Source organism: Algoriphagus ornithinivorans (genome assembly GCF_900115305.1).
In the GTDB taxonomy this organism is placed as follows: Bacteria; Bacteroidota; Bacteroidia; order Cytophagales; family Cyclobacteriaceae; genus Algoriphagus; species Algoriphagus ornithinivorans.
On the sequence record NZ_FOVW01000009.1, the window covers coordinates 118,084 to 137,607 of the forward strand.

At 39.7% G+C, this 19,524-nt stretch carries 17 protein-coding genes; 12 read left to right on the forward strand and 5 right to left on the reverse strand.

Annotated elements, in window-relative coordinates; genetic code table 11:
* The first annotated feature begins 12 nt into the window (after window positions 1-12).
* From BM073_RS14670 to BM073_RS14705, 8 genes are all read left to right on the forward strand, one after another.
* Complete coding sequence (locus tag BM073_RS14670) at window positions 13-1,155, forward strand: ABC transporter substrate-binding protein (protein ID WP_091655080.1); 1,143 nt, start codon at window positions 13-15, stop codon at window positions 1,153-1,155.
* Complete coding sequence (locus BM073_RS14675) at window positions 1,145-2,170, forward strand: iron chelate uptake ABC transporter family permease subunit (protein ID WP_091655081.1); 1,026 nt, start codon at window positions 1,145-1,147, stop codon at window positions 2,168-2,170. The genes BM073_RS14670 and BM073_RS14675 overlap by 11 nt, the downstream gene beginning before the upstream one ends.
* Before the next feature lies 1 nt (window position 2,171).
* A complete protein-coding gene (locus tag BM073_RS14680; RefSeq protein ID WP_091655082.1) occupies window positions 2,172-3,149 on the forward strand; it encodes an ABC transporter ATP-binding protein in 978 nt (325 codons plus the stop codon).
* 79 nt (window positions 3,150-3,228) lie between these two features.
* Window positions 3,229-3,678 carry a MarR family winged helix-turn-helix transcriptional regulator gene (locus tag BM073_RS14685; protein WP_091655083.1) on the forward strand — a complete coding sequence of 150 codons (450 nt, stop codon included), beginning with the start codon at window positions 3,229-3,231 and terminating at the stop codon, window positions 3,676-3,678.
* A gap of 72 nt (window positions 3,679-3,750) precedes the next feature.
* Window positions 3,751-4,755 (forward strand): NAD(P)/FAD-dependent oxidoreductase, encoded by a 1,005-nt coding sequence (locus BM073_RS14690; RefSeq protein ID WP_091655084.1) that lies wholly within the window; start codon window positions 3,751-3,753, stop codon window positions 4,753-4,755.
* 15 nt (window positions 4,756-4,770) lie between these two features.
* Window positions 4,771-5,094, forward strand: a complete 324-nt coding sequence (locus BM073_RS14695) for a 2Fe-2S iron-sulfur cluster-binding protein (protein ID WP_091655085.1) — start codon at window positions 4,771-4,773, stop codon at window positions 5,092-5,094.
* A 94-nt stretch (window positions 5,095-5,188) separates the two neighbouring features.
* The gene (locus BM073_RS14700) at window positions 5,189-5,629 is read left to right on the forward strand and encodes an SgcJ/EcaC family oxidoreductase (RefSeq protein ID WP_091655086.1); all 441 of its coding nucleotides are present in this window, start codon (window positions 5,189-5,191) and stop codon (window positions 5,627-5,629) included.
* A gap of 89 nt (window positions 5,630-5,718) precedes the next feature.
* Window positions 5,719-6,102: a hypothetical protein gene (locus tag BM073_RS14705; protein ID WP_091655087.1), complete on the forward strand. Its 384-nt coding sequence runs from the start codon at window positions 5,719-5,721 to the stop codon at window positions 6,100-6,102.
* On the opposite strand, the gene BM073_RS14710 is transcribed toward BM073_RS14705, so the two are convergent.
* The 3 genes from BM073_RS14710 to BM073_RS14720 all read right to left on the reverse strand — a co-directional run bounded on the left by BM073_RS14710 (window position 6,099) and on the right by BM073_RS14720 (window position 11,568).
* Window positions 6,099-7,979 (reverse strand): TIGR00341 family protein, encoded by a 1,881-nt coding sequence (locus BM073_RS14710; protein ID WP_091655088.1) that lies wholly within the window; start codon window positions 7,977-7,979, stop codon window positions 6,099-6,101. The two genes, BM073_RS14705 and BM073_RS14710, sit on opposite strands and share 4 nt — an antisense overlap.
* Window positions 7,980-8,056: 77 nt before the next feature.
* Window positions 8,057-10,171 (reverse strand): methylmalonyl-CoA mutase, encoded by a 2,115-nt coding sequence (scpA, locus tag BM073_RS14715; protein WP_091655089.1) that lies wholly within the window; start codon window positions 10,169-10,171, stop codon window positions 8,057-8,059.
* Window positions 10,168-11,568: a methylmalonyl-CoA mutase family protein gene (locus BM073_RS14720; RefSeq protein ID WP_175557927.1), complete on the reverse strand. Its 1,401-nt coding sequence runs from the start codon at window positions 11,566-11,568 to the stop codon at window positions 10,168-10,170. Before BM073_RS14720 ends, scpA begins: the two co-directional genes overlap by 4 nt.
* 361 nt (window positions 11,569-11,929) lie before the next feature.
* Between BM073_RS14720 and dnaA the strand changes: the two genes are divergently transcribed.
* On the forward strand, window positions 11,930-13,360 hold the full coding sequence (gene dnaA / locus BM073_RS14725) for a chromosomal replication initiator protein DnaA (RefSeq protein WP_091655091.1): 1,431 nt from the start codon (window positions 11,930-11,932) through the stop codon (window positions 13,358-13,360).
* Window positions 13,361-13,363: 3 nt separating this feature from the next.
* Here the strand turns inward: dnaA and BM073_RS14730 are convergent, their stop codons facing one another.
* The gene (locus BM073_RS14730) at window positions 13,364-13,777 is read right to left on the reverse strand and encodes a nucleotidyltransferase substrate binding protein (protein WP_091655092.1); all 414 of its coding nucleotides are present in this window, start codon (window positions 13,775-13,777) and stop codon (window positions 13,364-13,366) included.
* Between the two features lie 83 nt (window positions 13,778-13,860).
* Window positions 13,861-15,345, reverse strand: a complete 1,485-nt coding sequence (locus BM073_RS14735) for a S1C family serine protease (RefSeq protein WP_407639974.1) — start codon at window positions 15,343-15,345, stop codon at window positions 13,861-13,863.
* 171 nt (window positions 15,346-15,516) lie between these two features.
* On the opposite strand from BM073_RS14735, the gene BM073_RS14740 reads away from it, so the two are divergent.
* From BM073_RS14740 to BM073_RS14750, 3 genes are all read left to right on the forward strand, one after another.
* Entirely contained in the window at window positions 15,517-16,683 is a 1,167-nt protein-coding gene (locus BM073_RS14740; RefSeq protein WP_091655093.1) for a 1-deoxy-D-xylulose-5-phosphate reductoisomerase, read from the forward strand.
* Window positions 16,683-17,996 (forward strand): RIP metalloprotease RseP, encoded by a 1,314-nt coding sequence (rseP, locus tag BM073_RS14745; RefSeq protein WP_091655094.1) that lies wholly within the window; start codon window positions 16,683-16,685, stop codon window positions 17,994-17,996. The genes BM073_RS14740 and rseP overlap by 1 nt, the downstream gene beginning before the upstream one ends.
* 231 nt (window positions 17,997-18,227) lie before the next feature.
* Window positions 18,228-19,433, forward strand: a complete 1,206-nt coding sequence (locus tag BM073_RS14750; RefSeq protein ID WP_091655095.1) for a hypothetical protein — start codon at window positions 18,228-18,230, stop codon at window positions 19,431-19,433.
* Window positions 19,434-19,524 lie beyond the last annotated feature (91 nt).

Here is a 19,524-nt window from a genome sequence, read left to right on the forward strand (position 1 = left end):
AATCAGATTCAGGTGAAGCGAATTCTTTTCTGTAAAATTTTTATTCTATTGATTGTCAGTGTTCTATCCTGTCAAAAAAAGCAGGATGATCAGGTTTTTTTAACTGAAAAAATTAGCCTCTCGTATGCACAAGGTTTTGAAATTGAAAAAGGGGATGGCTTTTGGGTTCTTACAGTGACTCAACCATGGACCGGTGCAGAGGAGAGTTTTACCTACTTAGTACTTGAAGAAAATCAAACTCAACCAGAAGGCGAATTTGATGGTATTATCCAATTACCCATCCAACATATTGTCTTGACATCGACAACCCAGATTCCTCATTTGGATCTTTTGGGGCAAACCTCCAAACTCAGAGCCTTCCCTAATCTGGATTTGATTTCATCCCCCAAAGTATGGGAAAGAATTGAGCAAGGGGAAGTACAAGATTTGGGTTCAGCTCCTTCCGCCAATATTGAGTTGATTTTGGATTTAAACCCGGATTGGGTGATGATATCCACTTTGGGGGAGGATTTGAAAAGTTTACAACTGCTAAAAAATGCAGGAATCTCTACTCCGATTAATGGGGAGTATGTAGAGCAGCATCCCTTGGGAAGGGCTGAATGGATCAAATTTACAGGAGTATTACTGGGTGATTATCACAAATCTTTGGAAGTATTTGAGGCTATTGAGAAGGATTATCTAGAGGCTCTGGAATTGGTGAAAGAAATAGAAACTACCAAGCCAACTGTGCTTTCCGGAGTGTTGTATCAAGATATTTGGTATGCTCCCGGGGCGGATAGTTGGGGAGCCAAAATTCTTCAAAATGCAGGAGGAGAGTATATATTTGGTGATAAAAGCGGCACTGGGAGTTTGCAATTGAATTATGAATTTGTATTGGATCAAGCCTTGAATTCTGATTTCTGGATAGGTTCGGCTGATTTTTCTAACTTGGAAGAAATGGGTAGTAATGAGCCCCGATATCGGTCTTTTGCTGCATTTCAGAAAGGGAATGTCTTTACCTATACGGCTAAAAAGGGTCCTAAAGGAGGATTAGAATACTTTGAATTAGGCTATATGCGGCCAGATTGGGTTTTGAAGGATATTATCAAAATCCTTCATCCGGAATTGCTTCCAGATTACGAACTTTATTTCTATACCCGATTGGATGAGAAGTAGCCGAAACAGTTTTCTTTTGATCGTAGCAGTAGTTGTCTTAGTACTGAGCCTTTTTCTGAATATTAGTTTGGGATCTGTTACTATTTCAACTGGAGAATTATTGGACGGTCTTTTTTTTAACAAGTGGGAGAGGGCATCTTTTGAACAAATTATTTTGAATTATCGCTTTCCGAAGGCGATTGTTGCTGTTTTAGCTGGCATTGGACTCAGTATTTCCGGGCTTCAAATGCAAACATTTTTTAGGAATCCATTAGCAGGTCCTTATGTGTTGGGAATAAGTTCCGGGGCAGGTTTTGGGGTTGCCATTTTGATTTTGGCAGGATCAATTTTTGGTTTTGCTTCCACTGCCATCAGTCCTTGGGCCACTGCTTTTGCTGGGACATTGGGAGCTGGGTTGATTTTAGCATTAGTAAGTTTAGTAGCTTGGAGAGTCAAGGATAGCATGACTTTATTGATTGTTGGGATCATGTTTGGAGCTGCGGTTTCTGCTATCATCTCTGTTTTGGCGTTTTTTTCCGGAGCCGAGGCATTGAAACTTTATACCATCTGGTCTTTAGGTAGCTTAGGTGGTTTAGGTTGGAATCAGGTTGGTCTATTATCGTTTGTGGTGTTTCTGGGTTTGATTCCGGTGATATTTTCTATCCGATCTTTCAATGCATCTCTTTTGGGAGAATCTTATGCAGAAAGTATGGGAGTTAATCCAAATAGATTGCGTTGGTTGATGATTGGCAGTACGGGATTACTCGCTGGGGCAATTACGGCTTTTTGCGGTCCTATTGCCTTTGTCGGGATTGCGGTGCCGCATTTGGCCAGGATAGTTTGGAAAACTTCCGATCACAGGATATTATTCCCGGCATCAGGTATTTGTGGGGCTATTTTATTGTTGCTCTGCGATGCAGTAGGGCAGCTTCCAGGTTCTGCTCAAAGCTTGCCAATCAATGCTGTAACTTCCTTGATTGGGGCTCCTTTAGTGATAGGCTTGGTTCTTCGAAAAAACTTCAGCAAAGAGTTCTGATATGAGAAGAGAAGTAATTGTTGGTGCTAATTTGTCTTTGGGTTACCAAACCGGTAAATCCCGTAAAGAAGTGTTGCAAGGAATAAACTTCAAGCTTTTTTCCGGACAACTCACCTGTTTATTGGGCCCTAATGGGGTGGGTAAGTCAACCTTGATCAAAGCGATTATGGGAAGACTTCCCGTTTGGGAAGGATCATTGACTGTTCAAGGCAAATCGATTAATCACTTCACACAGAAAGAACTTGCAAAGAATCTAGCAGTTGTGCTGACAGAGCCTTTTATTCCGGGGAATATGACCGTTACTCAACTAGTCAGCTTGGGCAGAACTCCTTATCTGAAATGGTCTGGATATTTATCAGATTTGGATAAAAAGGCAGTGTACAAGGCGATTGAGGATACAAAAATAGCATACATCCAACATGAGAGGCTTTCCGATCTGTCTGATGGGCAACGCCAAAAGGCTTTTATAGCTAGAGCCCTAGCTCAGGATGCACCGATCATGGTTTTGGACGAACCCACAGCGCATTTAGATTTAGTAAATCGCTACGAGATTATGCAATTGCTCCGTGAGATATCGCTTCAAAAGGGAAAGAGCGTCTTGGTAATTACGCATGATTTGGATATTGCTTTAGAGAGTTCTGATCAGATTTGGTTGATGAACTGCGGAGAGGATCTGGTTAAAGGACTCCCTGAAGACTTGGTGATTTCAGGTAAAATCAATCAATTATTTCCTCAGGAAAAATTCGAGTTCAATACCCAAAGAGGAAGGGTTGAGATTAAAAGCCAGCCTGCGACTTTTAATGTTGAAGGATCTCAGGAATTGATTTTTTGGTTACAAAAGGCCTTGAAAAAGGCGGGAATCTATGAATTGGACGGACAGGTAAGAGTCCAGAATAATCCTTTCTCAATTTTTTTCATGGAAAAGGAATTTGATTCTTTGGAATCATTTATAGATAGTTTAAGGGTTGGTATTAAGTAAGTTATTATCCCTATAGAAAAAGTAGAGAATTGTATTTCTGAATCACTTTTTTTATATATTTGTCACACTAATTATTTGTATGACACAAGAGCAATTCGCAAAATATTCCTTCCTACTTGACCGTACAGCACGAAAGGTCAAGCAGTACGCTCAGCAGCAGTTTAAGCAGGGAGATTTTGATGTGACTGTCGATCAATGGTTAGTTTTGAAAAATTTATCGGAGCATGGCTTACTTAGTCAGACTGAGCTTGCGAATTTGGTGTTCAAAGATCATCCTACTTTGACGCGAATTATCGATTTACTTTGCAAGAAAGGCTATGTTGAGCGAATCCCCCATCCTCAGGACAGACGGAGTTTTCAGCTTCATCTGACGGATTCTGGGGTGGCTAAAGTGACTTCGCTGAGACCAAAAATTCTGGAGATTAGAGAAAAGGCTTGGGAAAATCTAAACGAGAATGATTTTGACGAGTTTAAGAGAATTCTGAATACAATCTATCAGAATTTGGATGGTCAGGTGATGGAAGAATAATAATTAGTGTACTAATAGTATTTATACGAACAATTTGAATTTAAAGGGGTTTTCCCATAAAGTTTATACAAGATGATTCATACTGATATTTGCATCATAGGAGCTGGACCGGTCGGTTTATTCGCAGTATTTGAGGCAGGATTGCTCAAAATGCGATGTCATTTGATTGACGCCCTACCACAAGTAGGTGGTCAGTTATCCGAAATTTATCCTCAGAAACCTATCTATGATATCCCGGGATATCCTGAAGTTAAAGCTCAGGAGCTAGTGGATAACCTGATGGAACAGATCAAGCCATTCTCTCCAACTTTCACTTTGGGAGAAAGAGTGGACCACTTGGATAAGCAGGAAGACGGAAGCTTTGTGGTGACTACCAGCGATAAAACTCATATTCACGCAAAAGTGATCGTGATTGCCGGCGGTTTGGGATGCTTCGAACCAAGAAAGCCTGTTTTGGAGAATTTGGATGCATTTGAGGGAAAGGGAATCACTTATATGGTGAAAAATCCAGAAACCTTCCGTGATAAGAAAGTAGTGCTTGCTGGTGGAGGCGACTCTGCTTTGGACTGGACTATTTTCCTTTCCAATGTTGCGCAAAAAGTAACTTTGGTGCACAGAAATGAGACATTCAGAGGTGCGCCTGATTCTGCTGCGAAAGTATTCGACCTAGCCAATCAGGGTAAAATTGATTTGATCCTTTCGGCTAATTTGAAAGAAGTTGGTGGAAACGGAAAGTTGAACTCAGTGACTTTGGAGGATAAATCCAAAGCTGAAATCAAAATCGACACAGATTATCTTATCCCTCTTTTTGGATTAAGTCCGAAATTGGGTCCAATCGCAGATTGGGGATTATCAATTGATAAGAATGCGATCGAGGTAGATACAAGAGATTATTCTACCGGTGTGGAAAGAATATATGCCATTGGAGATATCAATACCTATCCAGGTAAATTGAAATTGATCCTTTGCGGATTCCACGAGGCTGCTATTATGATGCATTCTGCCTTCAAATATGTTTATCCTGATCAAAAATTGAGCTTTAAATACACTACGGTCAATGGTGTAAACTCATTTTAATGCTATTTTTGCGCCATGGTAAATTTCATTGTAGAAGATAACGACGGTAATCGTCAGCCTGTCGAAGCTCCAGATGACATGGGTTTCAGCCTGATGGAAATTCTAAAAGCATCTGATTATCCTGTATTGGCAACCTGTGGAGGGATGGCTCTTTGTGCTACTTGTCATGTTGAAATTTTGGAAGGAAAAGATGGCTTGGGGGATGCAACTGATGCAGAACTTGACCAGTTGGAAAACCTGCCTGAATATTTTCCAACTTCCAGGCTTGCTTGTCAAATAAGAATTTCTGACGTTTTGGAAGGAGCCGTAATTAAGCTCAGAGGAGAAGACGTCGTCTAGTATATTTATACTCAACTATTCGAAACCACTCAGAAATGAGTGGTTTTTTTTATTAATTTTTTCGGATATTGACTAAAGATTAAACCTAAGTATCATGAGATTTCTTTTATTATTCTTCCTTTTAATCCCTGTAGTAGGCTTTTCTCAAATCACAGACGAACAAAAAATAAATTCTGTCGCAATCAATCAAGTCATCAATGATTATAAAAAGGCAAGAGAAACTGGGGATTCGGTTTTATTAAAATCCATTTTCACAGAAGATATTGATCAATTGGTGTCCAGTGGTGAATGGCGCAATGGGGCAGCTGAAGCAATTTCAGGGATGGTAAAAAGTTCGGTGAATAACCCTGGATCTAGAGTTTTGAAAGTTGAAAAGATTAAGTTTTTGTCCAATGAGGTGGCTATGGTAGACGCGAGGTATCTAATAGATCAAGCGGACGGAACTCAAAGGAAGCTATGGAGCAGCTTTATATTGGTGAAGAAGAAGGGGAAATGGTTGATTTCAGCTATTAGAAATATGGACCCAAGGGATTGATCTGAAATTTTCTTTCAAAAATTTTTCGAGATTTGATGTATCACTTTTTTCAGATACTTCGTATTGAAGTTAGTTTTTAAGCACTATTTATGAAAAGGTATATCGTCATTCTATCGGTTTTAATTTTATCCTCTTGCCAGCTTTTTGAATCTGAAAACAGAGTTTATACGCTGGAGGAATTGGAATTGCTTTATGCTGAAATCAAGCAGATGGCAGAATCCGAAACCTGCAACAATTCAAATGACTGGGGGTATGTTGCCTTAGGGAGTAAACCCTGCGGTGGGCCATGGGAATATATTGCTTATTCCAAGAAAATCAACGTGGATGATTTTTTAAAGAAGGTCAAACAATACAATCAATTGCAGGCTGAAGACAACAAAAGGAATAATCGTTTTTCGGATTGCATGTATGTAGCTGAACCAAAGGGAGTACGTTGTGAAAATGGAAAACCTATTTTGATTTACCAGAACTAATCAAAAAGCTTAACCCCCAGAGTTAATTCCAATTGGATAGGCTGTTGGATTTTTTCCTCTATTTCTTCTTTGATCTCTTTAAAATCCTGATTGTTCAATTCATGGTCAGATAGAATAGTCACAGAAAGGCGTAAAGGGCTAAGGCCTATTACCTTTACATCTCTTAATAAACCATGAGGTATTTCTTTTCCACTCAATTGTTGAATCAGTTGATTTTCCCGAACCATTTCTCTAAAGCTCAAGACTAATGGTGCCGTCACCAAAATTAAAATCCCCACACTGATCAAAATTCCTTTCTTAGCTAGGCGGAATGGACTAAATCCAAGAAGCATAAATGTCAATGCTGCAGCCATTACTATCCCGGCTAAGTTCGTTCCGAGTAACAGGGATGCTCCCCAGAACACATTCCAGTTTCCCCATCCCAATCCTATTCCAGCCACGGCTAAAGGTGGAACTAATGCAACGGAAATTGCAACTCCTGCCAATGTTTTGGCTATTTCTTCTTTGGAGTGAGCATATGCTCCTGCTATCCCTGAAGCCACAGCAATCCCCAAGTCCAATAAATTAGGCCTAATTCGGGCTAATATCTCAGAATTCATGGTTTTGAGCGGAGTAAGCCAAGTGATAAATACAGCAAAAATGATCCCCAAAACCACTCCCCAAAATATGGTGATCAGGCTATTTTTGATGAGAATTTCATCTTGTCTCAAAGCGCCCATAGCCAAGGAAATAATGGGTCCCATCAAGGGTGCCAAGATCATAGCTCCGATTACCACCGGACCTGAATTTCCGAAAAGTCCAAAAGTTGCGATCATGGTGGACAAGGCCATGAGAACCAGATAAGTGGAGGAGGTTTGAGAATTTTGTTTTAATAAAGTGAATAGCTCCTTGAACTCTTCAGAAGTTGCGTGCCTCACCCAAGGAAGGTATCCTTTGGTGAGCTCCATCCTCAATTTTCCCATTGGTAAAGAAGAGACATTGAGCTCTTTCTTCTTATCCTCCTTTTCTTTAGTGGAATCGAAATCCGAGAATATTCTTGCTTTATTTTCGGAAATTCCCAATTCCAGTTTTCCGGATTTATTCTCTTGACCATCCGAAGCGAAAGTAAATTCCTCCTCACTTTCTATAGTCATCTTCTCAGTGGATATATAGCTCAAAAAGTCTGGGATTGCACTTCCTTTAATTGGGAAAAAGAGGTTTTGAAGACCAAAACGAATGATTGAAAAAAGGCTTTTGGGGGCCAAAATAATTACATGCATCAAGCCTTCATTCAATCCTGAATCTTTGATGACTCGTTTGAAAATCAGGTTGCTCTCACAATGCGAAACTGCCAAGATGCCCATGGCAGCAATCTCAATGGTTTTTTCTTCTTCTTTTCCGTAGGTGATTTTATAACTTTTCAATTTTACTCTTCTGAAAAGTTTTAGAAACCTTCGAAATCGTTCTTTTAGGTTTTGAAAAAAGTTATTTTCAAAAGAATCATACAAGATGCTAAGGGATTCTCCGATGACCAGGGAATTCATACACAACTCCCCATTGATTTCAAGTAAATCAAATACCTCTACTTCCTCTGCCTCAAGAAAGTGATTAAATGCTTTTTCTTTGGAAGATGCTACTCCCAAAGTTTTGGCGATTAGGATGAGTTCAGGGTGGGGGAGAAAAGCAATGGATGGACTATTTTCGTTTGCCTCTTCAATAATCTTTTTGCTTTGCTCATCACTGACCCAAAACAAAATGTTATCCTTTGAAGAATAGTCTTGAAGATTAAATTGATCAAATGGAAGATTGGATTGAGGTTGAACTTCCAATTTCTCAAAAAAGGAATTTTGATCTTCCTCAGGAAGATTTTGATCAAAAACTAATACGAAATCCCGCATACTTAAAAATAGCTATTGTTTAGCTGAATACTAGTAGATACTCTAAAAAACAACAGCCCTCCGAGGAGGGCTGCTTATTATTCTTCCAGAAGTTTTTCGAGAATTTTTGTCGCAGCTTCAGAAAGCACTGTTCCCGGGCCAAAAACTGCCGAAACCCCCTTGTCAAAAAGAAATTGATAATCTTTGGCAGGAATTACCCCTCCGGCTACCACCATAATATCCGGTCTGCCAAGTTTTTTCAATGCCTCTATCAATTGGGGAATCAGAGTCTTATGTCCTGCGGCCAGAGAAGAAGCACCTACAATATGCACATCATTTTCTATGGCTTGTTCCGCAACTTCCTCTGGTGTTTGAAATAATGGTCCTATGTCGACGTCAAACCCCAAATCGGCGAAGCCTGTTGCGATGACTTTCGCACCTCTATCATGTCCATCCTGCCCCATTTTGGCTACCATGATTCTTGGTCGCCTTCCTTCCAGTTCGGCGAACTGATCAGAAAGGGCAATTGCTTTTTTAAACGATTCCTGATTTTTCACTTCTGCTGCATAAACACCGGTGATAGATTTGGTTTGGGCCTGATGCCTTCCGAATATTTTCTCCATAGCCATGGAAATTTCCCCTAAAGTCGCTCTTTTTCTCGCTGCATCCACTGCTAGTGCCAAGAGATTTCCGTTTCCACTTTGCGCAGCTTCCGTGATAGCCTCTAATGCACTTTCGACTTCAGATTCGTTTCGTTTGGACTTAATCTGATTGATTCGTTGAATTTGAGATTCTCTTACAGATTGATTGTCTACTTCCAATAGCTCAATCTCAGATTTTTCATCAACCTGATATCTATTTACTCCAACAATGATGTCTTTTCCACTATCTATTCTCGCTTGTTTTTTTGCGGCAGCTTCTTCTATTCTAAGTTTTGGTAACCCTGCTTCTATAGCTTTTGCCATACCACCTAAGCCTTCTACCTCTTCGATCAGCGTCCAGGCTCTTTCCACCAGTTGATCAGTCAGATATTCTACATAATAGGAGCCACCCCAAGGGTCAACCACATCTGTGATTCCTGTTTCTTCCTGCAAAACCAACTGAGTGTTTCTGGCAATTCTTGCTGAGAAATCAGTGGGTAAGGCAATGGCTTCATCCAGCGAGTTGGTGTGTAAAGATTGAGTATGCCCCATAGCTGCACCCAAGGCTTCCACTGCTGTTCTTGTTACATTATTGAAAGGATCTTGCTCTGTCAAGGACCATCCGGATGTTTGACAGTGTGTTCTAAGAGCTAATGATTTTTCATTTTTGGGATTAAACTGCTGGACAATTTTAGCCCAGAGTAACCTGCCTGCTCTCATTTTGGCGATTTCCATGAAATAATTCATTCCGATTGCCCAGAAAAATGAAAGCCTTGGTGCGAAATCGTCAATGTCCAAACCTGCCTTTACTCCGGTTCGCAGGTATTCCAGTCCATCTGCCAAAGTGTAGGCCAGTTCCAAATCGGCAGTTGCGCCAGCCTCCTGCATGTGATAACCTGAGATTGAAATGGAGTTGAATCGAGGCATTTTTTGAGAGGTAAACTCAAAAATATCCGCGATGATTTTCATGCTAGGCTGGGGAGGGTAGATATAGGTGTTTCTCACCATGAACTCTTTCAAAATATCATTTTGAATGGTTCCGCTTAATTTTTCAGGAGAGACGCCTTGTTCTTCAGCGGCGACAATGTAAAATGCCATGATAGGAACCACAGCACCATTCATTGTCATGGAAACTGACATTTGATCCAATGGGATTTGATCAAATAGGATTTTCATATCCTCGACAGAGTCAATGGCAACTCCAGCTTTTCCAACGTCTCCAACTACTCTGGAGTGGTCAGAATCATAACCTCTATGAGTAGCCAAATCAAAGGCCACCGACAGTCCTTTTTGCCCAGCCGCTAAATTTCTTCTATAAAAAGCATTGGATTCTTCTGCTGTTGAGAATCCGGCATATTGTCTAATAGTCCAAGGACGCATCACATACATTGTACTGTAAGGTCCCCTGAGATAAGGCGGGATTCCAGCTACAAAGTCCACATGAGCCAATTTAAGAGTAGCCGGATCGAATGTAGGTGGTACCTGAATTTGTTCAGGAGAATCCCATAAACTCTCAAGAGAGGTGTCATTACCTATAGATGGATTTTTCCAAGAGTTAAAATCTGGTCTCATGAGTGATTTTGGGTTTCTAATAAAGCAGTTGCTCTTGTTTCAATTAATTCACTTTCCTCTTCTGAAAAATCCTTTGCAGGAAGATTATCGATGAGTTTTCCCTGAGCTTTGAATTTATTGGCTCCGATTTTAGAAATCTCTGAATTGCTAACAGCTTCCTGAGTTTTCAGTCGCTGAGCTCGAATTTGTTGGTGGATCTGTCTTTCTTGAAAAGCTTTCTCCCAACCGCCTTCATTTTCTATTTCAGCTATCCTGTTTTGAACAGCATCTTCAATTTGCTTCTGAAGTTTTTCCAAGTAGTAAGAACCAGCTGATGGGTCCATTACTTTATCTAAATAACTTTCCTCTTTCAAAATCGAAGAGATGTTTCTAGCAACCCTTTTTTCCAAGTTACTTGCATCTCTTCCTTGGATGGGTCTGACCCAAATACAATTGCAGCCGCCCAATATCCCTGAAATTGCTTCATAGCTGTCTCTGATTAGGTTGGTATTTTTATCAATCAGGGATTTACTCCAAGTGGAAGTGGATACTAAAAGCTGAAGATTCGATGGGTTTGACTCGATCTCAAATTTCGCCCCAATCATCGCCCAAATCTTTCTTAAGGCTTTCAATTTGGCGATTTCAGGAAAATGGTCTCCGGCTACTGTGGAGTGAATTCCAATTCTTGAAAAGACATCTTGAAGAGTACTTTTCTCATCTGAAATAGAGCTCATGAATTCAATCAATTCGCCAAAACCATAGCTTAGTTCCTGAATTCCTGTTCCACCGCTATTTCTATATCTGGCAAAATTCAGAACTAGTGGAGAAAAGTTAGGGTAGCTTTTCCAATTGTTAAACTCAGAATCGAAATACTTTACTGACTCTGATAACCTAATTTTTGATCCAAATACTTCATCAAATGGAGAGTTCAAAAAACCTCCCTGGAGCTCGGTTGCTGCAAGCTCTATAGTTGAAATGTATTCAAAAAAGGTCTTCCTTACCTCTCGCGGATTTTTTTCAGGAAGAATATAAAGGCTGATATATGGAAGCAGAATATCCTTTAATATTTTCTCCCAGTCCTCATTTCCTGATGCATGGATAATTAAGGCATCGGCTCCATTCTGAAGTACTTCTAATATTTCTTTATTGGCAATGCTGGAATCTGAAGGATAAATGGAAACGGCATTAAACCACAGCCTCGGACTTAATCCGGGGATCTGAGACGGAGGGTGGAAAGTCATCGGTTGAGGATTAGAATCCAAATCCTCGGAATGATAAATAGGTTGCTGGGAGATTTCTCCCCAAACCTTTTTTACCAGGGTTTTTTCAAAATCTTTTCCTTTTAGATCCTGATGGATTTGTTCTAGCCAATCATTTTTACTTTTGACTGGAAATGGATAAAAATCAGGGCGTATCATATTTGGGTTTTGTATTGTAATGAGAAAGGCCTTTGCCTTCATCTTGGTCTCCAAAAATAATTAAATGTGAGGGTAAACCCTAAAACCATAAAATAGATTGACTATCTAAATATAAGTTGTTGAATATCAGAGAAACTTTTGAGTAAATATGGCTTTTAGAAGCAAGTCATTGGCTTTTTCACTAGTAAAAGTTCAATTAGATAATTTTAGGTGAAGTCAAAAAATATTCGAAATAACTTTACTATGCCTAAAATTTAACTTTTTCAACCTAAAATGGATTTTTTATTTAAATGATTTTTGTACAAATTTGACACCCTTGTACGAATCCGTCCGGGTCATTGTTTTTTAGAAACCTTCTCAAATGAGTTCAGAAGCTAGCGCAGTTTGGAATGAATGTTTACGTGTCATAGAACAACACGTGAATGAGCAGAGCTTTTCAACTTGGTTTAAACCGATCAATCCGGTTAAACTAGAAGGGACGAGTCTGACCATTCAGGTCCCCAGTCAATTCTTTTACGAATGGTTGGAAGATAATTACATTCAAGAATTAAAGCTTGCTATCAAAACCGTCTTAGGTCAGGGAGGTAGATTGGAATATGCGGTAGTAGTTGATCGTGGAAATTCTTCCAATCAGCCCTATGTAGTTTCATATCCTCAAGGAAATCACGGGAATAAAAAACAGGGTAATCAAGCTAACTCTGCCACGGAGCAAAAAGTGACGCCTTTCGAGATGCAATCTTTGGGTGCCGAAGCTTTGACTCAAAGCAACCTGAATCCAAATTACACCTTCAATACTTATATAGAAGGCGATTGTAATAGATTGGCTAGATCTGCAGGATTTGCAGTAGCGACAAAACCGGGGATCACCTCTTTCAATCCGCTCATGGTATATGGAGGAGTTGGATTGGGTAAAACGCACTTAGTACAAGCTATTGGGAACGAAATAAAAAACGGTCCTGAGGATAAGTTTGTCCTTTATGTTTCCTCCGAGAAATTCGTGAATCAATTCATGGATTCCATCAAAGACGGGAATGTGAAAAGCTTCACCAACTTCTACATGCAGGTAGATGTGCTGATCATTGATGATATTCAGTTTTTGGCTGGAAAGGATAGAACGCAGGAAATGTTCTTCCACATTTTTAATCACCTGCATCAAAGTAAGAAGCAAATTATCATGACTTCCGATTGTCCTCCAAGAGATTTGAAGGGACTGGAAGAGCGATTGCTTTCGAGATTTAAGTGGGGCTTAACTGCAGATCTGCAGATGCCTGATTTCGAAACGAGAGTTGCGATTATCAGAAGAAAAATGCAGTCAGAGGGAATTTTCATCCCGGATGATGTAGTGGAATATCTGGCTTATACGGTAGATACCAATGTTAGAGAGCTGGAAGGAATTCTAATTTCACTAATTGCACATGCTTCTTTGAATAGAGTAGAAATCAATCTTCAGTTGGCTAAAACCGTGATGAAAAATATCATCAAGGATATAGAAACTGAAGTTGGGATAGATTTTATTCAAAAAACTGTCTCTGAGTATTACAGCATCAATCAAGATGACTTAAAGGCCAAAACCAGGAAAAAAGAAATTGTTGTAGCGAGACAGGTTGCGATGTATTTTTCAAAGGAGTTTACCAACCATTCTTTAAAGTCCATAGGCTATCATTTTGGAGGTAGGGACCACTCTACAGTTATTCATGCTGTTCAGACAGTAAATGATATGATTGAAACGGACAGTACTTTTAGAAATGCTGTCAATGAGCTCAAGAAAAAATTCAAAATGCGCTCTTACTAAGGTTTAGTTTAGAATCTTATCGATAGTTTCCTCAAATTTCCCTAAAGCTGGAATATACCTTTTCTGAATGTTCTCCAAGAATTTACCTTGAGTGTCTATTGGATAAACTGGATTGTATTGAATTCGGTCTATGACCATGTCCAGCCAAACTTTTCCATCATCAATCAAATCTGCATGAAATGCTTCAATAGTAGCATCTCTTGAACCTGAAAAAGGTCCTTTTCCCTGCTTCTCAAAATATTTCTGAATCACCTTCAAAGCCAATTCATGAGTTACCTCAAAACTCATGATCAATTCTCTGGACTGAGAGTCTGTGAGTTTGGCAAAATCAGCCCTGTGGGCAAAATTATTCAAATCTTCTAAGGCTGCTTGATATTCTTTGAAGCAATCTTCGCAGGATTGAGGGAGAGATTTCATAAGTCTTAAGCTTTCTTCAAGATAAAAATTTAATCTGAAAAGGCAGAAAAAATTCAGGAGGGTATTTCCCTCCTGAATTGAAATTATCTAACTGTGTAACTCTGCATGAAGGGTTGTCCATTAGGCGCAACACCCTCGATTAGTAATCTTCCGCTATACTCTTCAAGATATTTTCCTACCGCTTTTGGGTCCTTGGCAGGTTCTCTATTGATTTGAGTAATCACAAACCCATCTCTCAGTCCCAAATCTCTTAAATACCCTCTGGATAAGGCTGATATTTTGATTCCAAACTGAATTCCCAGCCTGTCTTTTTCAATTGTATTTACAGCCTCAAGTCTAGCTCCTAAAAGCTTTGAGCTGTAAAATTCTCTTTTGAGAACTCCAGTGCCTCCTTCCAGATTTTGAAGTGTTAGAGTACCTGTCTTTACTTCGCCATTCCTTATGAAGGTAACCGCCAGTTTATCCCCTGGATAATAATAGGAAAGTGCTTCTTCAAAGCTTCCCATTCCGGTGATAGGCTGATTGCCTAACTGAGTAATCACATCATTTCTCAGAAGTCCCGCTTGGTCTGCTGCACCCTGCTTCACTACATGAGTCACAATCACCCCGTCCAGTGATTTGATTTTCATTTCCTCAGCGAGTTCTGGCGTAATCTCTACCGCGTCAATTCCCGGAATTGCTTTTTGTACTTCTCCATATTGGATCAGGTCATTGGCAACTTTCATGGCAATATCCACCGGAACAGCGAAGCCATATCCGGTATAAGAACCAGTGCGGGAAAGAATGGCAGTATTGATGCCTACTAGCTCTCCTTCCACATTGACAAGTGCTCCTCCTGAGTTTCCTGGGTTAATTGGTGCATCTGTTTGAATAAAACTTTCCAATGGAAAATCTCCACCAAGGATATTGATCTGCCTTTCCTTGGCTGAAACGATTCCTGCCGTGACCGTGGAGGTAAGGTTAAAAGGGTTCCCAACAGCAATTACCCATTCTCCAATTTTGAGGTTTCGGGACGATCCTCTTTTGATAGCGGGAAGATTTTCTCCCTCTATTTTCAGAACAGCGATATCGGTATTTTTATCTGTTCCTACCAGTCTAGCTTGATAAGTTCTCTTCTTATGAACCACCTCAATGGTCTCTGCCCGATCAATTACGTGGTTATTGGTAACAATGTATCCGTCTTGGGAAATTATCACTCCGGAGCCAGTACTTACCTGTTGGGTAGGACCAGTGCCGAAGAAATAATCAAACATGCTATATCTCCTTGGGTCACTTCCTGAAAAATTCTTGATGAATACTACTGACTCAGTACTGTTTTCAGATGCTGTTACAAAAGAAACCGGAGGATTAGTCTGGTAGCTTTGGACAGCTTGAGTATTGTTTCGAGAAGTAAATTGTGTTTGTTCTGTCAGTGGCTCTTTTTGGTCAAAATCATCCCTGCTTGGTTCTGATATTTCCAGAGAAGTCCAGAAAGCAGCTCCTGCCAGACCTGCCAGAAAGGAAATCCCGGTAGTTTTGAGAATATTTTCCATGCCTTTTCTTTTAACAATTTGACGTCCTTTTTCCATTTAGGGTAAGAATATTCACATCTTTTAAGATGGAAATCCCTCAAAAATTTTTCCATTGATTAAAAACTGACGATTTGTACAAGGAAAAGTCTAGGCATCTTGTAATTTTGTCAGCCTATGGATTAAACCTTCCCAAATTTAGAAGGTTGTTTTCCTCAAAAGTAAAACTGAATGAAAGAAGCGAAGCGCGTAGCCATCCTGGGTAGCACCGGCAGTATTGGTACACAAACCCTGGAGGTGATTCGTCAGCATCCCGAGGACTTTGTCGTCGAGGTTCTAACTGCCCAGAATAATTGTGATTTATTGATTACCCAAGCATTGGAGTTTATGCCTAATGCTGTGGTAATCGGCAATGAGTTGAATTATCAGAAAGTGAAGGAAGCACTTCTTCCTCATGATATTAAAGTTTTTGCCGGCCAGAAAGCCATTGCCCAAGTCGTGGAAATGGAGACCATTGATGTGGTGCTTACCGCTTTGGTAGGTTATTCCGGGCTAATCCCTACTGTTAATGCCATTAAGGCTGGAAAGCAAATAGCTTTAGCCAATAAGGAAACTTTGGTGGTGGCGGGAGAAATTATCACCCAACTAGCCAAAGAAAATGGGGTCAATATATATCCTGTAGATTCAGAGCATTCGGCGATTTTCCAATGTTTGGTAGGGGAATTTCATAATCCTATAGAAAAAATCATTCTTACAGCTTCAGGAGGTCCTTTCAGAGGCAAAGACAGGGCTTTTTTAGAAACTGTCACGAAGGCTCAGGCTTTGAAGCATCCAAATTGGGACATGGGAGCGAAAATCACCATTGATTCAGCTTCTTTGATGAATAAGGGCTTGGAGGTGATCGAGGCAAAATGGCTTTTTGGGATTCAGACCGAGCAAATTGAGGTGGTTGTCCATCCTCAAAGCATTGTTCATTCTTTGATTCAATTTGAAGACGGATCTATCAAGGCACAACTTGGTTTGCCTGATATGCGTATTCCCATTCAGTTTGCTTTGAGCTATCCTCACAGATTGAAAAGTGATTTTGAAAGATTTGACTTCCTAAAGTATCCTAATTTGACTTTCGAGCAACCTGATTTAAAGACCTTCAGGAACTTACAGTTGGCTTTTGATGCTTTAGCTAAGGGAGGAAATGCTCCATGTATTCTCAACGCGGCAAATGAAATTGCTGTGGCAGCATTTCTTCAGGATGAAGTAGGATTCTTGGAGATGTCGGACTTGATAGCAGAAACTTTGGAAAAAGCTCATTTCATATCTCACCCGAGCCTGGAAGATTATGTGGATACGGATCAGCAGGCAAGAGAAATTACAGAAACATTAATTAAGCGTAAAGTATAATGGATACATTGATTATGGTGGGCCAATTGCTGCTGGGATTGTCAATCTTGGTAGGCTTACACGAATTGGGTCACTTATTGACTGCCAAAATGTTTGGCATGAGAGTAGAAAAATTTTCTATTGGGTTTCCTCCGAAAATTGCAGGATTCCAATGGGGTGAAACTGAATATTCAATAGGAGCAATTCCTTTGGGTGGTTTTGTGAAAATATCCGGAATGGTGGATGAATCCATGGATACTGCCCAACTTTCCTCAGAGCCACAACCTTGGGAATTTAGAGCAAAGCCGGCTTGGCAAAGACTGATTGTGATGTTGGGCGGGATTATCGTCAATGTGATCACAGGTATAGTCATTTTTGTTTTCCTGGTTTATAATAATGGGGAAACCTATTTTTCCAGAGATCAAGTTGTTGAAAATGGAATCGTAGCTTATGAATATGCAGAGGCAATTGGTTTGCAAACAGGAGATAAAATTCTGGATGTGAATGGGCAACCTTATCAAAGCATCAATGATTTAAGCAGTGGAAATGTTCTATTGAGCGAAAACGGTTTTTACACTGTTGAGCGAAATGGCGAACAGGTCCGGGTTGATATTCCTAAGGGTTTTATAAATACTTTCAATAATGAAGATGCATTTAGCAAGTTCATTTCAGTAAGGTTTCCATTTGAAGTTGGGATGATCGAGCCTGGAAGTGGAGCTGAAGCTGCGGGCTTGAAAGAAGGAGATAAAATTCTTGCTGTAAATGGTGAGTCAATTCAGTATTTCGACGAAATGCAGCTTGCCTTGCAAAATCTGAAAAATGATACTGCTCAATTTGTAGTTCAATCTGAGTCAGCTACAGATACCATGGCAATAGCTGTATCGGACGATGCGCGAATTGGCATTGCAGTCAATCCATTGCTAGAGCCTGTAAGCAGAAAGTTTGGCTTTGGAGAATCATTAGCAAAAGGAACAGAAAGAGCATTTGGAGTAGTAATCTTGAATGCCCGAGCACTTGGTAAAATGTTTACCGGTGAGGTTTCTGCAAAGAATGTCAGTGGTCCGATCGGAATGGCTAAAATTTATGGAGATAAATGGGACTGGACTAAATTCTGGAGTATTACGGGTTTGATATCCATGATCTTGGCATTTATGAACCTTCTGCCTATTCCTGCTTTGGATGGTGGCCATGTAATGTTCTTACTTTACGAAATGGTTTCCGGTAGAGCTCCATCCGATAAGTTTTTGGAAAATGCACAGAAGGTAGGAATGGTAATTCTGCTAGCGCTGATGGTATTTGCCATAGGGAATGATATATTGAAGTTCTTCATTTAAGAAGAGTTTATTTTCTGATTCTAAAGAGGCTGGGTTTTTACCAGCCTTTTTTTGTTGAGGTTAAAGAGGTACTTCAATTTTTTTGGCAGGATAGTGATAGGATGTTGATTTCTACCTTACAGGGAGCTTTTTTTAAAAATACTATCTGATAATCAGCTCTTTAAATCTTTTTGAACTTAATCTTTTTGAAATGAATTTTTAAAGTTATTAGTTTATACAAATTTTTAATTCATGGTAAAATATCTACTAATTGTTCTTGGCTTTTTTTTGAGTCTACAACAATCGAACGGTCAAAATTCCCAAGTAAAAGTATTTGTAAACGGTGCTAATCAAAATTATTCCTTAGCTCCCCAGGGACTGGCAAGTGCCTATAAAGTTCTAAAAGTAATTACTCCGGAAGGGATTGTTTCTTTTTCCCCAACTGAAATTGATGGGTTTGAATTTGAAAATGGAAAAAAATACAGCTCCCTGAAAGAGCGAAATTCAGGTGCCAAACAATTTTTTCAGGTTCTGATAGAAGGAGCTGTTTCTTTAGGTTATTATGAATCAAATTATTATTTAATGTTTGATGAGGAGGCAGTTTTGCTCAGGGAGGATAACAGACTGGCGAGAATGGAACAATCAAGAAGAGAAAAAAGAAAATCCTATTTAGGAGTCTTGCATGTTGCTCTTAGGGGATGTACACCTGATTTTATTGATAAAATAAATAGTACCTCTCTTTCTTATCCTTCTCTTGAAAAATTGTTGGTCTCCTATCATCATTGCAGCGGTAAGAATTACGAAATAATCGGGGAAAAAGAGAAGTATGTAGATTTCGGGGTTTCCGTAGCTTTTGGAGTCAGCAGCTTTTCGGATAATATGATTTCAAATGGAACTGGCGATCAAAGATTTGCTTTTAGGCCAGAAGTGCTTTTAACCATGGATTTCAATAAGCTTTCTCCTAGAATGCGAGCTGAAGTGGGTGTAGGATTTTTTTCAGTAAGGGATAGTTGGATTCACGCTCCGGAGTTAAACCCAGGAGGGCAAAGGGAGCGTTATGAAGAAGAGTTTAGAATCAGAAATATTCAAATTCCGGGATATTTAACCTACCGACTGATTCAAAGACCGAAACAGGACTTGTATTTTGGACTTGGACTAAGTATGAATTTCCTAAAGAAAGAAATGATTTCAGAAGCTTCAGAATATGAATTTATGCAAGATTGGGAGCCATACAGGGTTATCACGAGGCCCAGAGATCCTGTCTTACTCGTCTTAGATCCCATTCGATTTGGAGGAATAGTGAAACTGGGGTTTTCTAAACAAATCAACCAAAAATGGTCTTTTTTTGAACTTCATTATGAGTCTCTTCCAAAGATAGGCACCTTGGACTTCGAAGCTTCAGACGTTAGAAAATATTCAATGAGAGGTTTTTCAGGCAAGGTAGGATTAAGATTTTAATTGAATTTTTTACCTAAGTTTTGAATTTTCTTTTGAATCAATTAAACTTCGGAAATAAAGCCTTTAGTTTAATTTTGATAGAGTTCACTAG